Annotated in this window: 14 protein-coding genes; 5 read left to right on the forward strand and 9 right to left on the reverse strand. The window is 65.8% G+C overall.

What is annotated here, in order from left to right:
• Nucleotides 1-4: 4 nt before the first annotated feature.
• A complete protein-coding gene (locus tag CIT40_RS27640; protein ID WP_094893698.1) occupies nt 5-1,270 on the reverse strand; it encodes an NAD(P)/FAD-dependent oxidoreductase in 1,266 nt (421 codons plus the stop codon).
• Between the two features lie 3 nt (nt 1,271-1,273).
• A complete protein-coding gene (locus CIT40_RS27645; protein ID WP_094893697.1) occupies nt 1,274-2,935 on the reverse strand; it encodes a thiamine pyrophosphate-binding protein in 1,662 nt (553 codons plus the stop codon).
• A gap of 426 nt (nt 2,936-3,361) precedes the next feature.
• Between CIT40_RS27645 and CIT40_RS27650 the strand changes: the two genes are divergently transcribed.
• Nucleotides 3,362-4,051, forward strand: a complete 690-nt coding sequence (locus CIT40_RS27650; protein WP_094893696.1) for an aspartate/glutamate racemase family protein — start codon at nt 3,362-3,364, stop codon at nt 4,049-4,051.
• A 157-nt stretch (nt 4,052-4,208) separates the two neighbouring features.
• Here CIT40_RS27650 and uxuA read toward each other — a convergent pair whose 3' ends face one another.
• The 6 genes from uxuA to CIT40_RS27680 form a co-directional block, all read right to left on the reverse strand.
• Entirely contained in the window at nt 4,209-5,399 is a 1,191-nt protein-coding gene (uxuA, locus tag CIT40_RS27655) for a mannonate dehydratase (protein WP_094893695.1), read from the reverse strand.
• Between the two features lie 12 nt (nt 5,400-5,411).
• A complete protein-coding gene (locus CIT40_RS27660; protein ID WP_094893694.1) occupies nt 5,412-6,461 on the reverse strand; it encodes an L-idonate 5-dehydrogenase in 1,050 nt (349 codons plus the stop codon).
• Complete coding sequence (locus CIT40_RS27665) at nt 6,458-7,864, reverse strand: TRAP transporter large permease (RefSeq protein WP_094893693.1); 1,407 nt, start codon at nt 7,862-7,864, stop codon at nt 6,458-6,460. Before CIT40_RS27665 ends, CIT40_RS27660 begins: the two co-directional genes overlap by 4 nt.
• Nucleotides 7,865-7,866: 2 nt before the next feature.
• On the reverse strand, nt 7,867-8,445 hold the full coding sequence (locus tag CIT40_RS27670) for a TRAP transporter small permease (RefSeq protein ID WP_094893692.1): 579 nt from the start codon (nt 8,443-8,445) through the stop codon (nt 7,867-7,869).
• A 132-nt stretch (nt 8,446-8,577) separates the two neighbouring features.
• Nucleotides 8,578-9,555 (reverse strand): sialic acid TRAP transporter substrate-binding protein SiaP, encoded by a 978-nt coding sequence (locus CIT40_RS27675; protein WP_162307706.1) that lies wholly within the window; start codon nt 9,553-9,555, stop codon nt 8,578-8,580.
• A 69-nt stretch (nt 9,556-9,624) separates the two neighbouring features.
• The gene (locus tag CIT40_RS27680) at nt 9,625-10,419 is read right to left on the reverse strand and encodes a FadR/GntR family transcriptional regulator (protein ID WP_094893690.1); all 795 of its coding nucleotides are present in this window, start codon (nt 10,417-10,419) and stop codon (nt 9,625-9,627) included.
• A gap of 143 nt (nt 10,420-10,562) precedes the next feature.
• Here CIT40_RS27680 and CIT40_RS27685 point away from each other — a divergent pair, with 143 nt between their 5' ends.
• Together CIT40_RS27685 and CIT40_RS27690 are read left to right on the forward strand one after the other, a co-directional pair.
• On the forward strand, nt 10,563-12,047 hold the full coding sequence (locus tag CIT40_RS27685) for a mannitol dehydrogenase family protein (protein ID WP_193550890.1): 1,485 nt from the start codon (nt 10,563-10,565) through the stop codon (nt 12,045-12,047).
• 98 nt (nt 12,048-12,145) lie between these two features.
• Nucleotides 12,146-12,553: a nuclear transport factor 2 family protein gene (locus CIT40_RS27690; protein WP_094893688.1), complete on the forward strand. Its 408-nt coding sequence runs from the start codon at nt 12,146-12,148 to the stop codon at nt 12,551-12,553.
• Between the two features lie 24 nt (nt 12,554-12,577).
• Here the strand turns inward: CIT40_RS27690 and CIT40_RS27695 are convergent, their stop codons facing one another.
• Nucleotides 12,578-13,330 (reverse strand): HAD family hydrolase, encoded by a 753-nt coding sequence (locus CIT40_RS27695; RefSeq protein WP_162307707.1) that lies wholly within the window; start codon nt 13,328-13,330, stop codon nt 12,578-12,580.
• A 144-nt stretch (nt 13,331-13,474) separates the two neighbouring features.
• Between CIT40_RS27695 and CIT40_RS27700 the strand changes: the two genes are divergently transcribed.
• Nucleotides 13,475-14,317: an SDR family oxidoreductase gene (locus tag CIT40_RS27700; RefSeq protein ID WP_094893687.1), complete on the forward strand. Its 843-nt coding sequence runs from the start codon at nt 13,475-13,477 to the stop codon at nt 14,315-14,317.
• Between the two features lie 121 nt (nt 14,318-14,438).
• Nucleotides 14,439-15,707, forward strand: a complete 1,269-nt coding sequence (locus CIT40_RS27705; protein ID WP_094893684.1) for a serine hydrolase domain-containing protein — start codon at nt 14,439-14,441, stop codon at nt 15,705-15,707.
• Nucleotides 15,708-15,727 lie beyond the last annotated feature (20 nt).

Here is a 15,727-nt window from a genome sequence, read left to right on the forward strand (position 1 = left end):
GACCTCAGAGGAAGCGTTCGGGCGCGAAGGGAGTAAGCGAGATCTCCGGCGCCTTGCCGCTCAGGAGCTGCGCGACGAGCCGGCCGGTGCGGGCCGAGCCGACCAGGCCGACATGGCCGTGGCCGAAGGCGTAGACGATGTCGCGCGAGGCACGCGCATGACCGATGCAGGGCAATCCGTCCGGCATGCTCGGCCGGTGACCGAACCAGGTCTTGATACGCGAGGCGGGAATATCCTTCGGCAGTTTTGGAAACATGCTGAAGAGATGATCCCGCAGGATCTCGGCGCGCTTCCAGTTCGGCGCGGCCTCTAAGCCCGCGATCTCGACCGTGCCGGCGGCGCGCAGGCCCTTGTCGGTCCAGTTCACCACCATCTTGGCGTCGGACGCCATCATCGAGCTGCGCGGACCTGTTTCCGGATTCTCGATCATGACGTGATAGCCCCGCTCGGTCTCCAGCGGCAGCGGATCCCCGACCGATGCGGTGAGCTGTTTTGATCGGGCACCGGCAGCGACCACCGCGGCGTCACAAGCGATCTCGCCCGTCTCGGTAACGACGGCGACGAGCTTGTCGCCGTTCAGCCTCAAGCCGGTCGCCTTGGCGCGCACGTGCTCGGCACCGCCGGCGATCGCATGGTTGGCGAGCGCTGCGACATAAGCACCGGGATCGCGACAGCGGCCGGCCTCTTCCACCACCACGCCGAAGGTGTAACGCGGATGCAGATCGGGCTCACGCTGGCGCATCTCGTCGGCGTTGAGCTCCATCCACTCCACGCCGACCTTCCGGCGCAGGCGCCAGCCGAGATCGTTGTCGAAATTGCCGCGCGCCGGAAACACATGCATGACGCCGTTGCGCTCGACAAGCTCAGGCACGCCGGCTTCCTCGGCGAGCGTCCGGTGCAGCAGCGGCGCGTCCTTCAACAGGTCGCGCAGCGCAAACGCCGTCCTCTCGACCCGCGCCTCGGTCCAGCCTGCGAGCAGATATTTGACCAGCCAGGGCAGCGCCTTCGGCAAATAGGACCAGCGGATCGCCAGCGGCCCGAGCGGGTCCATCAGATAGCCCGGCACCTTCTTCCAGATGCCCGGCTCGGCCGGCGGGATCACCGAATGCGACGACAGCCAGCCGGCATTGCCGTAGCTTGCCGCCTGCTCGCCGCCGGGCTCGCCCGGATCGATCAGCGTGACGCGATGGCCTTCGCGCAGCGCCTCAATCGCGCTGATCACCCCGACCGCGCCGGCGCCGATGATCGCAACGTGCCGGCCGGTCGTCATCGTTTACGCCTTCACCGTAGGCGCAAAGTCCTTGCCGACCGACATCGCGCGCGGATCGATGATGCAGTGGAGGATCGACGGCTTGCCGGAGGCCAGCGCACGCTCGAATGCCGGCGCGAATTCTTCCGTGCGCTCGACGCGCTCGCCATGGCCGCCGAACGCCTTCGCGTACATCGCGAAATCCGGGTTCTTGAGCTGGGTGCCGACGACGCGGCCGGGATAGTCGCGCTCCTGGTGCATGCGGATGGTGCCGTATTGCGAATTGTCGACGACGATGACGACCAGGGCTGCGTCATACTGCACGGCGGTCGCGAATTCCTGGCCGTTCATCAGGAAGCAACCGTCACCGGCAAAGGCGACGACGGTGCGATCCGGATATTGCCGCTTGGCCAGCACCGCCGCCGGCACGCCGTAGCCCATCGAGCCCGACGTCGGCGCCAGCTGCGCCGCAAAGCTGTGGAAGCGGTGATGACGATGGATCCATCCGGCATAATTGCCGGCGCCGTTGCAGACGATGGCGTCCTTCGGCAGCCGGTCGCGCAGCCAGGTCATGACCTGACCGTACTGGAACGTGCCCGGCAGCTCGCGCGCCTTGTCGGTCCAGGCGAGATAATCGGCATGCGCCCTGGCGGCCTCGCCCTTCCAGGCCACCGCTCCTGACGGCTTCAGCGTCTCGACGGCGGCGGCGAATGCTGCGGGCGAAGCCTGGATCGCAAGTGTCGGCTGATAGACCCGGCCGAGCTCTTCGGAGCCGGGGTGAACGTGGATCAGCTTCTGCTGCGGGGTCGGAATGTCGAGCAGCGTATAGGACGAGGACGGCATCTCCGACATGCGACCGCCGATGAGAAGAACGACATCGGCGTTGTCGATGCGCGCCTTCAGGCCCGGGCTCGGTCCGATGCCGAGATCGCCGGCATAGTGCGAATGGTCGGCGTCGATCAGCGAGGCCCGGCGGAACGAGGTCGCAACCGGCAGGTCGAACCGCTCGGCAAAACGCGCGATGCTCCTGGTGGCTTCCTCGGTCCAGCGCGAGCCGCCGAGGATGACGAGCGGCGCCTTGGCGCCGGCGAGCATCGCTGCAAGCTTGTCGATATCCGCCGGCGCAGGCCAGCTCACGGCCGGCTCGATGCGCATGGCATCGGCAACGGCGGCGGTCTCGGTCAGCATGTTCTCCGGCAGCGCGATCACGACGGGACCGGGGCGACCCTGCATGGCGACGCGGAAGGCGCGCGCCACCAGCTCCGGAATGCGATCGGGACGGTCGATCTCGACCGCCCATTTCGCCATAGAGCCGAACACCGCCTTGTAGTCGAGCTCCTGGAACGCCTCGCGCTCGCGCATGCCGGTGTCGACCTGGCCGACGAACAGAATCATCGGCGTCGAATCCTGCATCGCGATGTGGACGCCGTGGCTGGCATTGGTCGCGCCGGGACCGCGGGTGACGAAGCAGACGCCGGGCCGGCCCGTAAGCTTGCCATAAGCTTCCGCCATCATCGCAGCACCACCCTCGGCGCGGCAGATCATGACGTCGATCGGGCTGTCATGCAGCGCATCGAGCGCCGCCAGATAGCTCTCGCCCGGCACGCAGGTGACGCGCTCGACGCCTTGGGCGACGAGCTGATCGATCAGGATCTGGCCCCCGGTGCGGGTGTTGCGGATGGTCATGTCGGCTCCCTCAGGGCTTTGGCAATGCGTCGCTGGTCGGAGACTGCGTAAGACAGCGCGGGAGAGCACGCAAGGTCGAAAGGCGATCAGAGCCTGCGCAGGCGTCATGCCCGTCCGTGCCGTTTGCACGACCGCCTGTTCGCGATGAGGTGACGGCTTGACTCCCACGCATGGCGCAACAGCTGGTCCTCCAACTTCCGCTATCGACGTACGACCGCCTCTTTCGTCGGATCGGGATGGCCGACACATGCGCCGAAACCGAACTTCGCTAAAGTGGAATATTTTCGTTCACGTGGATTGATAGAGGGCGACACGGCCGCGATGGCGTAGCCAGACGGCGAACCCGCTCGCCGCCACCAAGCGACGGCTACCGGGCTTTGGCGTTTTCGTTTACGGTCGGCGGACCACATCGTCGAGGACACCGGAATGCAGACCATCGGCCTGATCGGGGGCATGAGCTGGGAGAGCACGACGCTTTACTACAAGCTGATCAACGAGCGGGTCCGCGATCGCATGGGCAAGCTGCATTCGGCGCCGCTGCTGCTTTATTCCTACGATTTCGAGGACATCAAGCAGATGCAATACGGCGGCCGCTGGAGCGAGGCGGCGGCCAGCCTGGCGGAGGTCGCGCGGCGTCTCGAAGGCGCCGGCGCACGGGCGATCGTGCTGTGCACGAACACGATGCACAAGCTGGCGCCCGACATCGTCTCCAGCGTGACCATTCCGTTCATTCACATCGGTGACGCGACGGCGCAACGGATCCGGGCGAGGGGATACCGGCGGGTCGGGCTGCTCGGCACCAGATTCACGATGGAGGAGGACTTCTACATCGACCGGCTGCGCGCACATGATCTCGACGTGCTGGTGCCTCCTCCCGAGGCGCGCGCCGACGTCAACCGCATCATCTACGACGAGCTCTGTCTTGGCGTTGTCGCCGATCCTTCCCGCCGCCGCTATCGGGAGGTGATGGCGGCGCTGGTGGCCGCCGGCGCGGAGTGCATCATCCTGGGCTGCACCGAGATCACGATGCTGGTCGGCCCTGACGACACCTCGGTCGAGACGTTCGACACCACGGCCATTCATGCGGAGACGGCCGCCGATTTCGCGATCGGATGATCTTGAGCACCGCTCTCTCCACGTCATTGCGAGCCCAGCGACTTGTCCGCCGAAGCCTTTGGCGAAGGCGGGCGCAATCCAGCATCCCTCCATGGAAAGACTCTGGATTGCTTCGTCGCAAGAGCTCCTCGCAATGACGTGGATGGGGCGGTGGCCTTCACCGATGCTCGATCGCGCGGATCGCGCCGCGGAGCTCGGCAAGGCCGCGGAGGCGGCCGATGGCGGTGTAGCCGGGGTTGGTGCGCTTGGTCGCCGCGAGGTCGTCGAGCATGCGGTGGCCGTGATCGGGGCGGAACACGATCTGCTTGTCGGGCGAACGTCGCGCGTTCTCCTTCAACAGCGCCTTGAGCACCGCGACCATGTCGACGTCGCCGTCGAGATGATCGGATTCGTGGAATGACAGCCCGTCCGCCTCGCGCCTGGTGGCGCGCAGATGCGCAAAGGCGATGCGGGGGCCGAAGCGTTCGGCCATCTCGGGCAGATTGTTTTCCGCGCGCACGCCGAGCGAGCCCGTGCACAGGCAGATGCCGTTGGCTCTGGACGGCACGGCGTCGAACAGCGCCTGATAATCGTCCGCTGAGGACGCAATACGCGGCAAGCCGAACAAGGGGCGCGGCGGGTCGTCCGGATGCAGCGTCAAGGACACCCCGAGCTGCTCGGCCACCGGCGTCACGCGCGCGAGGAATTCAGCGAGATGCTGCCGCAGGATTTTTGGCGTGATGTCGCGATAGGTCTCCAGCCGGTCACGGAACTGCGGAATGGTCATCGGCTCGGTGGTCGATCCCGGCAGCGCGCTGGCGATGACCATGACGAGATAGTCGATATCGGCCCGGCTCATCTGCTCGAACAGCGCCTTCGCGCGCGCCTGCTGCTCGGGCGAGTATTCCTGAACTGCCGCCGGGCGCTTCAGGATATGCAACTCGAAGGCAGCAAAGCGATCCTGGTCGAAGCGCATGGCGCGGGCGCCGTTCGGCAGCTCCCATTCGAGATCGGTGCGGCACCAATCGACCACCGGCATGAAATTATAGCAGATGATCTTGATGCCGGCGGCCGCGACGGCTTCGAGGCTCGCGATCCACGCCTCGATCGACTTCGTCGCCTTGCCGCCGAGACGCTTGACGTCGTCGGGGATCGGAATCGACTCCACCACCGACCAGGTCAGCTGCGAGCGGCCGGGCTGGCCGTTCTCGATGAAGTTCTTGCGCTCCTCGACCGCCTTGCGTGTCCACGCCTCGCCGATCGGCACCTGATGCAGCGCCGAGACGATGTCGCTCGCCCCGGCCTGCCTGACATCGTCGAGCGAGACCGGATCGTCGGGCCCGTACCAGCGCCAACCTTCGAGCATCATGGATATCTCCCTTCAGTTCGCGGTCAGCACGACCTTGACGCTCTGTGAGCGGTCGAGCGCCAGCCGCAGCGCATCGGGCGCGGTCGACAGCGGTCGCTCGGCCGTGACCAGCGACAACACGTCGATGCTGCCGTTGGAGATCAACTCCACGGCGGTTGCGAATTCGAAGCCGAACCGGAACGAGCCGCGCAGATCGATCTCCTTGGCCATCACCGCATTCGACGGCGTCGGGATCTGGCCGCCCGGCAGATTGCCGATCTGCACCACCACGCCGCCGCGCCTGACGATGCCGATGGCGCTGGCGAGGCCAGCCGCCGTGCCCGAGACCTCGAAGGCGACGTCATAGGGGCGCGACGCGGCCTGCGCCTTCAGACCCTCCTCACCGGCCGAGACGTTCTCGACATGCGAGGCGCCGAGCCGGCTTGCAAACGCCAGCGGCGCCGGCGCAATGTCGGCGACCGTGATGTCGGTCATGCCGGCGCGGCGCGCGGCGAGCATGGTCAGAAGCCCGATCGGACCGGCACCGAAGATGATGCCGCGCTTGCCTTCGATGTTGCCGGCGCGCGCGACGGCGTGCAGGCAGACCGCCAGCGGTTCGGCGAGCGCCGCGGCCTGGTAGGACACGTGATCCGGGATCTTCACGCACTGCGCGGGGATAGCATCGAAATAATTGGCAAAGCCGCCCTGCATGTGCGGCGTCTTCGAGGCCGAGCCCATGAAGTAGATGTTCTCGCATAGGTTCGGCCGGCCCTCGCGGCAGGCGACGCAATGGCCGCACCAGCGCGACGGATTGACGGCGACGCGGTCGCCGACTTTCAGATTGGCGGCAGCGCCGGAAATTTCCACGACCTCGCCCGAAATCTCGTGGCCGAGCACCAGCGGCGACTTCACCACGAAGTCGCCGGTTCGCGCGTGCCGGAAGTAGTGCATGTCCGAGCCGCAGATGCCGCCGGCGCCGAAGCGAATCCGCACCATGCCCTGGCTGAGCTTCTCGAGCGGGTGCTCGACCATGCGGAGGTCTTCGGGGCCGAACAGGGTCGCGGCGAGAGCGGTGGAGGTCATTTGGAGAGTCCCATGTATTTTGGCAGCCAGAGGGTCAGTTCGGGAATGTAGGTGATCGCGATCAGCGCGAGCATCAGCGGCACCAGCCAGGGCAGGATCGCGACCGTGGTGCGCTCGACCGAGAGTTTTGCGACGCGCGCGAGCACGAACAGCACCATTCCCAATGGTGGATGCAACAGGCCGATCATCAGGTTCAGCGTCATGATCAGGCCGAAGTGGATCGGGTCGATGCCGAGCTTGAGCACGATCGGCAGCAGGATCGGCACCAGAATGGTGATCGCGGCCGTGGTGTCGATGAAGCAGCCGACGAACAGGATCAGCACGTTGGCGAGCGCCAGAAACACCCATTTGTTGTGGGTGACGCTGAGCATCCAGTCCGACAGCGTCTGCGCCGCCTGCGACACCGTCAGCAGCCAGGCGAAGATCGAGGCCGCGGTGACGATGAACAGCACCGAGGCCGTGGTCTCGATGGTGTCGAAGGTCGCCTTGGCAACGGTCTGGAACGTCATGGTGCGGTAGCGCACGAGGCCGAGGAACAGCGACCAGATCACGGCGGCGACCGCGGCTTCCGTCGGCGTGAACCAGCCCAGCGTCATGCCGCCGATCAGGATCACCGGCGCCATCAGCGCCATCACCGCCGAAAAGTCGAAATACCAGTCGATCACCAGCAACGTGCCGAGGCCGATGGCGACGGCGATGTTGACCGAGAGGCCGGCCATCACCATCAGCCAGATCGTCATCGGGAAGGACAGCACGATCAGGATCTCGAGCCCGGCCGAGCCGAGCTGCGGCCAGGAGAAGGGGGTATCGCTGCCCCATTTGTTCTTGTGCGCGAAATAGGTGACGGTCGCCATCATGAACAGCGTCAACACGATGCCCGGAATGACGCCGCCCAGGAACAGCGCACCGATCGAGACGTTGGCCATCATGCCGTAGATCACGAAGGGCAGCGACGGCGGGATGATCGGCCCGAGCGTCGCCGAGGCCGCGGTGACGCCGACCGAGAACTCGGTGGAGTAGCCATGGTCCTTCATCGCCTTGATCTCGATGGTGCCAAGACCGGCGGCGTCCGCGATCGCGGTGCCGGACATGCCGGAGAAGATCACCGAGCCGATGATGTTGACGTGGCCGAGGCCACCGCGCATCCACCCGACCAGGGCCACCGCGAACTTGTAGATGCGGCCGGTGACGCCGGCGATGTTCATGAGGTTGCCGGCCAGGATGAAGAACGGCACGGCAAGCAAGGGAAAGCTCTCAACGCCGGCGATCATGCGCTGCGCCAGCGTGACGTCGGGTGTCACCCCGCTGACCAGGATGTAGAGCAGCGACGACGCGGCCATGGCGATCGCCACGGGAACGCCGAGCAGCATCAGGACCAGAAAGCCTCCGAGCAACAGCAGCATGATTATATCTCCGATCCGTCGTAGGCGCCGGGTCGTTCGAGGACCGAGTAGCCTTGCCGCCAGTGTTGCAGCGCTGCCTGCAACGAACGCAGGAACATCAGCACGAAGCCGAGCAGCACGGCGTAATAGACGTAGTTCTTGGGAAAATTGATCGTGGTCATCTGCTCGTCGCCGATGATCTGGATGTAGACCCAGACCAGCTTGACGGCGTAGCCGAAGAAGACGATCCGGATCAGGTCGATCAATGTCGACAGCGCGCGCCCCACGGGTTGGGGCAGATAGCGGTAGACGAGATCAACCTGGATGTGGCGCGACAGCCGCACGCACATCGAGGCGCCGATGAAGACCACGCCGATCAGGCAATAGGTCGCGATCTCCTCGGTCCAGGCATAGCTGTCGTTGAGCACGTAGCGGGTGAAGAACTGGAGGAAGACGGCGAGCGCCATCACCCAGAAGATCGCAAGCGCCACCCAGTCCTCGAACGCGTAGACGCCGAGGTCGACCTTCGGCACCGCCTCCTCCTCGAAGGTATGGGCGATCTCGTCCGCGGTGATCTGCCGGTGGATTTCGGCGGTGGTCATGGGTTGCTCCTCTCCAAATCGTCGTTCCGGGATGGTGCGCTAGCACCAGACCGGAACCTCGATATCCCAGGTGCGCAATTGCGTACCTTGGGGTGCGGTCCTATGGACCGCCCCGGGATGACGACTAGGTCGTCATTTCACCGCCTGGATCTTTTCCCAGTCGGCCTTGCGATAGCCGAAGGTCTCGAACGCGACGTTCTTCAGCACGGTGTCGCGGAACTCGTTCTTGTCGACCTCCGTCACGGTCAGGCCCTTCTCCTTGAAGAAGGCGACCAGCTTGGCTTCGTTCTCCTTGATCTCCCCGGTGGCCTTGGCGGCGGCTTCCTGCGCCACGTCGGTGAAGATCTTCTTGTCCTCGTCGGACAGCTTCTTCCACAGCGCGCCCGCCACCACCGTGTTGAGATGATCGACGATGTGACCGGTCAGCACGATGTGCTTCTGCACCTCGTAGAACTTCTTGGCCTCGATCGTGGTCAGCGGGTTCTCCTGCGCCTCGACGGTGCCGTTCTGGAGCGCGAGATAGACTTCGGCGAACGCGATCGGCGCGGTATTGGCGCCGCACGCACGCGGCATGGCGAGATAGGCCGGAACGTCGGGCACGCGGATCTTCAGGCCCTTCATGTCGGCGCAGGTCTTGATCGGCTTGTTCGACGAAGTCTGGCGCACGCCGTAATAGGTCACCGCGACGATGTGGTGGCCGCTCTTGTCCTCATAGCCCTTGGCGAGCTCCTTGAAGATGTCGCTCTTGGTGTAAGCGAGCAGATGGTCGGCATCGCGGAAGGTGTAGGGATAATAGGTCACGCCGATCGGTGGGAAACTCTTGGCCGCGAAGCTCGAGCCGGAGATAATGATGTCGACCGAACCGAGCGAGAGGCCCTGGTTGATGTCGGCTTCCTTGCCGAGCTGCGAGGCCGGATAGACGTCGATCGCATAGCGCCCGTTGGTGCGCTTGCCGATCTCCTGCGCGGCCCACACCGAGGCGGTGTGGAACGGCTCCGAGGTCTCGTAGACATGGGCCCATTTGAGCTTGGTCTGCGCCATGGCGGCCTGGGTGGCGGCCAACAGCGCGGCGGCGGACATCACCGCGGCAATCGTCGTTTTCTTCAACATCGACTTTTCCTCCATCGTTCAAGTCTGCTTCTTGTTCACCCGCCCCGACTGGAAGCGGGCCGTCCAATCTCATCGCCGCCGCGCGCTGCCGCTTCCGGCCTGCTTCTTCTTCGACGCCGGTTTCGGTTTCGATGGCTTTGCCGGCGCGCGCGCCGAAGACGATGATGTCTCGGCACCGAAATTCTGTGCGAAGCGCTCCTGCGACCGCGCCAGATGGGCGCGCATCGCCTCGCGTGCGGCTTGCGGATCATGCGCCGCGATCGCCTCGCGCACGGCGCGATGCTCGTCGAGCGCGGTGCGCCAGGTGCCCGGGCTTTCGAAATAATGCGCAAGCTGCGCAAAATAGGGATTGAGGCGCTGGTCGAACAGCTCGCCGACCACCCGCACCAGCACGGCATTGCCGAGGCTTCCGGCGATCGCGACGTGGAACGCGCGGTCATGCACCATCGAGGCTTCGCCGGGATGCTCGACATTCTCCATCGCGATGAGCGAAGCGTCGATGCGGGCGATATCGTCCTTGGTCGCGACGCGCGCGGCCTGCTCGGCGATGGCGCTTTCGAGGAATTCGCGGGCGCGCAGCAGCTCGAACGGGCCCTCGATGACGGACGCTTGCGCGGGCGCGGCGATGGCGGCGGGCTCGATCACATAGATGCCGGAGCCGACGCGGATGCGCAGGCGTCCCTCGACCTCGAGCGCGATCAAGGCTTCGCGCACCGTCGGCCGCGAGATCTTGAGCTGCTCGGCGAGCTCGCGCTCGGTCGGCAAGCGGCTGCCGACCGCGTACTCGCCGCTGTCGATCAGGCTTCGCAATTGATCGGCGACCTGGCGATAAAGCCGTCTCGCCTCCACAGCTTCCAGCGGCACGCTGGTCCTCCCGAAAGGGTCACGCGGAGCACTTGAAATGCCCACGGCCCGCCAATTTTGGAAAATTGGTCTTACCAATTGACCGAAGCATTGACCTGATAAAGGCGCCATGTCAAGCAGCCGCAAAACAAGGGGAGACGTCTATGGACCCAAGTTCAATGCGCCTTGGCCTTGCCACTCTCGACCGGCTGGCACCTCGCATCCGTCGCCCGGCCTATGACCGGTCGCGCGTCACGCCCGGCATCGTGCATCTCGGTCTCGGCGCGTTTCATCGCGCGCATCAGGCCGTCGTCATCGACGATTGCCTTGCGGCAGGAGCCGCCCCCTGGGGCATCGTCGGCGCCAGCCTGCGCAGCCCCGACACGCGCGACGCGCTCGCCCCGCAGGATCACCTCTATACGGTTGCCGTGCGTGCAGCCGAAGGCACCGAGCACCGCGTGATCGGCGCGCTGCTCGACAGCGTCGTCGCCCGCGAAAACCCGGCAGCGCTGGTCGAGCGGATGGCCGATCCCGTTATTCGCATCGTTTCGCTGACGGTGACCGAGAAGGGCTATTGCCACACGCCGCAGACCGGCGATCTCGACGAGCGGCATCCTGATATCGTGCACGACCTCAACAATTTCGACGCGCCGCGCTCGACGCCCGGCTTCATCGTCGCGGCGCTGGCGCGGCGGCGCGCGCTGGGCGCCCTGCCCTTCACCGTGCTGTGCTGCGACAACCTCGCCGCCAACGGCCACACCGTGCAGCGCATCGTGACGCAATTCGCCGCGCTCCGCTCCAGGGACCTCGGCAAGTGGATCGCGGACAATGCCGCTTTCCCTTCCACCATGGTCGACCGCATCGTGCCGGAGACGACGGATAGCGATCGCGATGCGGTCGCCAACGCGCTCGGCCTGCGCGACGCCTGGCCCGTGATGACCGAGCCGTTCACGCAATGGGTGGTCGAGGATCGCTTCACCGCGGGCCGGCCGGATCTTGCCGCCGCCGGTGTCGAACTCGTCGCCGACGTCAAGCCGTTCGAGCTGATGAAGCTGCGGCTGCTCAACGCCAGCCATTCCGCGCTGGCCTATCTCGGCTACCTCTCAGGCTACGAAACCATTGCCGACACCATGCAGGATCCGCACTTTGCGCGTCTGGCCGCACAGGTGATGGAAGAGGCCGCGGTGACGCTGACGATGCCTGTTGGTACCGATCTTGCCGCCTATCGCGCCTCGCTGCTCGAGCGCTTCGCCAATCCGGCGCTGCATCACCGCACCTGGCAGATCGCGATGGACGGCTCGCAAAAGCTGCCGCAGCGGCTGCTCGGCGCGATGCAGGACCGCCTCGCGAGGGGCCTGCCGATCGCGACGCATGCGCTCGCGGTGGCCGGCTGGATGCGCTATGTCAGCGGCCTCGACGAGCAGGGCCGCGCCATCGACGTGCGCGATCCCCTTGCCGCCGAGTTCGCCGCGCTGGCGCGCGAGGCCGGGCCCGTTGCCGAGCGGCTGGCGCCCGCATTGCTCGGGGTTCAGAAGGTGTTCGGACCGCTGGGGTCGGAGCCGCGCCTGCGCGAGGCCGTGACCGCGGCGCTCGGCCGTCTCTACCGGGATGGCGCGCGGCGGACCGTCGAGATGCACGTGTCGGCCTGACCACCGAGCAGGCAATGCTGCACTGCAGTCCAAATCGGGCACAAAGTCGAACGGAAGTCGCGCTTGATTTTTGCCTGTCCTTGCCCCACCCGGGAGCGATGGCAAAGGACAGCAAGATCATCGCCGCCAACGCGGCCTTTTACGCCGCGTTTTCGACCGGCGATTTCGACGGCATGGAACGGATGTGGGCGGACGACGACGCCATCTCCTGCATCCATCCCGGCTGGCCGGCGATCATCGGCCGCGCCACGGTGATCGGAAGCTGGCGCGACATCCTGCAAAACCCAGAGCGTCCCCAGATCGTCTGCGCCGAGCCGCAGGTCATCGTCGACGGCGACAGCGCCCGCGTGCTTTGCATCGAGATCGTCGACGGCACCGCTCTGGCCGCGGCGAACCATTTCCGCCGCGTCGGGGACGAGTGGCGCCTGGTGCATCACCAGTCGAGCCCGATCGCGCAGATTGTCGAGCAGGCTGAAGACGATAGAGCAAGCCACCGCGTGCACTGACCGCGGCCGACACGCCGGCGTGATCTACTGTGCATGGGGTTGTTTTTCCATTTTTGGTTCGGCGGCAAGTTCCGACAGGTCATCCAGCACGCACTGCGCCGCGGAAAAATCATCATCCGCGAAGAACATGCTGCGGGTGATCAGAACCGGAATGCCGGCGCGCGAGGCCGCGATCAGCCCATTCGCGGAATCCTCGATGGCGACGCAGTCGGCGGCGCCCAGCTTCAGCCGCGCCAGCGCTTCCAGATAGACGTCCGGAGCGGGTTTCTTGTGCCTGACGTCGTCACCGGCGACGATGGCGTCGAACCCTGCAGCCCAACCCGGCCCCAGCGCCTGCGACAACAGCGCATCGATATTGCCGTGCGAGGTCGTGGTCGCAATCGCAAGCCGCTGGCCCCGCGCCGTCGCCGCATCGAGCAGCTCGGTCACGCCCGGTCTGAGGGGACAGCAGCCGGTCTCGATCAGCCCGGCATAATGCGCGGTCTTGATGCGGTGAAGTTCCGCGATGTCCACGTCTGACAGAGGCGCCGCGCCTCCCAGCCGGGCTTGATAGGCGCGCATGCGCTCCTTGCCGCCGGTCACCCGCAGCAGATCTGTGTAGACGGCGCGGTCCCACTGCCAGTCGAGACCCCGGCGGGCGAAGGCATGGTTGAAGGCCTGCCGATGCAGCTCCTCGGTCTCGGCCAGGGTGCCGTCGACGTCGAAGATCAGCGCGGCCGCACGCCGGATCAGCTCATTGGCATCCGCCGGAGCCAAAGCGAGCGCCTCTGCCTGCATGATCAGTGCCTCCCTGTGACAGCCGAACATCGCCCGGGACATGAGGCGAGACAAATCGCAATATCTTTTGCCGGACCCAAAAATCTCTTATGAGCGAAGGACGCGCAGCTCGCGCGGGAACTTTTTGACCTGCACGGGAGACGCATGCGGCTCTTCATCCTCGGCCTCGGCTACAGCGCCCGGCACTTCGCCCGCAAACATGGCGGCAGCTTCTCGCATATCGCCGGCACCGTGCGCGATCCCGCACAGCGGGATGATCTGGCCGGCATCGAGGTGCACGGCTTTGCCGGCGCATCCCCCGCACGCGAGACGGCCAAACAGGTTCGTGACGCCGACGTGCTTCTGGTGTCGATCCCGCCCGGCATCACCGGCGATCCCGCCATCGCGGCGTTCGGGGACGTGCTGGCGGCGAGCCGCCGCAAGGTCGTCTATCTCTCCACTATCGGCGTCTACGGCGATCACGGCGGCGGCTGGGTCGACGAGAGCACCCCACCGCAGTCGACCCTCGACCGCGCCCGCATGCGGATCGCGGCCGAGCAGGCCTGGATCGACATTGGCGATGCCGCGATCCTGCGGCTTGCCGGCATCTACGGCCCCGGCCGCAACGCGTTGGCGACGCTGCGGGCGGGAACGGCCCGGCGCATCATCAAGCCCGGCCAGGTCTTCAACCGCATTCATGTCGAGGACATCGCAAGCGCGATCATGGCGGCCATTCAACACGGAAGCGGCGGCATCTGGAACGTCTGCGACGATGAGCCCACGCCGCCGCAGGACGTGATCGCCTATGCGGCTGAGCTGATGGGCGTTGCGCCGCCGCCTGAAGAGGATTTCGCGACAGCCGAGATGTCGGCGATGGCGCGCAGCTTCTATGCCAGCAGCGCCCGCGTTTCCAACGCGAAACTGAAGCGCGAGCTCGGCGTCGCGCTCGTCCACCCGAACTATCGGCACGGCCTCGACGCGCTGTGGCGCGCAGCTGAAGCACGATAAGGTTCCGGCATCTCCGACGCGTCCCAGACATGCCCCGCTCGCGCTTGACTTCGCACCGGTGCAGTCGTGATCTAGGCGTCCAGCGAGCCACTCACACAACGAGCTCGTGCGGGAGGACAGAATGAACAAGACGATCGCTGTGATCGCGGCGGCGGCTGCCGTCATCACATTCGGCACGGCCATCGCCGCGCCGCTGCCTGAAGCCAAACCCGACGACGTCGGTTTCTCCAGTCAGGGCCTTGCGCGCCTCGACAATTTCTTCGCCCGCGAGATCGCCGCCAAGCGCGTCCCCGGTGCGGTCGTCGCCGTCGCACGCGACGGCAAGCTCGTGCACTACAAGGCCTACGGCATGCTCGACCCCGACAAGGGCACGCCGATGCCGGTCGATGCGATCTTCGCGCTGGCCTCGATGACCAAGCCGATGGCGGCGGTCGCGGGCCTGACGCTGATGGAGCAGGGACGGCTGCCGCTCCAGGCCAAGCTGTCCGATTACTATCCCGGCTTTGCCGACATGAAGGTCGGCGTGACCGAGGCCAACGGTTCGCTCAAGCTGGAGCCGCAGGCCACACCGATCTTCATCCACGATCTCTACCGGCACACCTCCGGATTGATGTATGGCGGTCGCCCGGACTCATCGAGCCCGGTGGCGCGGCAATATCCCGACGGCACGGCGCCGGCGATCGAGGGCGATACCCAGGCCTTCATCGACCGCATCACCAAGCTGCCGCTGGCGCATCAGCCTTCGACCGAGTTCGAATACGGCTTTTCGATCGACGTGCTCGGCGCGGTCGTCGAGAAGGTGAGCGAGCAGAAGCTTGGCGACTATCTCGCCGCCAACGTCTGGCAGCCGCTCGGCATGAGGGACGCGACCTTCCATCCGACCGACGCGCAGCGCCCTCGCCTCGCCCGCCCCTTTGCCAAGGATCCGCTGACGGGCAAGCCGCAGGCGATCAAGCTCTTGGACACCCCGACCAAGTTCGACTGCGGCGGCGCCTGCTCGTTCGCGACGGTCGGCGACTACATCCGCTTCGGCCAGATGCTGCTCAACGGCGGCGAGCTCGACGGCCAGCGCATCCTCGGTCCGAAAACCGTGCATCACATGACGACCAACCACCTCGGCCCCGAGATCAAGAACAACGTGGCCAATGTCGAGCCGCATCGCGCCGGCTTCGGCTTCGGTCTTTCGGTCGCGGTCCGGACCAGCGAGGGCCTGTCGTCGGTCCCCGGCAATCCCGGCGAGTTCACCTGGAACGGCGCTTACGGAACGCAGTTCTTCTGCGATCCGAAGGAGCGCCTCGTGGTCGTCGTAGGGACGGCCGCGCCCGGCGAGCTCAGGAAGTATTATCGCGAGCAGGTCCAGGACATCGTCTATGGCGCGATGACGAAGTGAGACCGGCTTGACTTGAAAGA

The sequence above is a fragment of the Bradyrhizobium amphicarpaeae genome, assembly GCF_002266435.3.
Lineage (GTDB): Bacteria > Pseudomonadota > Alphaproteobacteria > Rhizobiales > Xanthobacteraceae > Bradyrhizobium > Bradyrhizobium amphicarpaeae.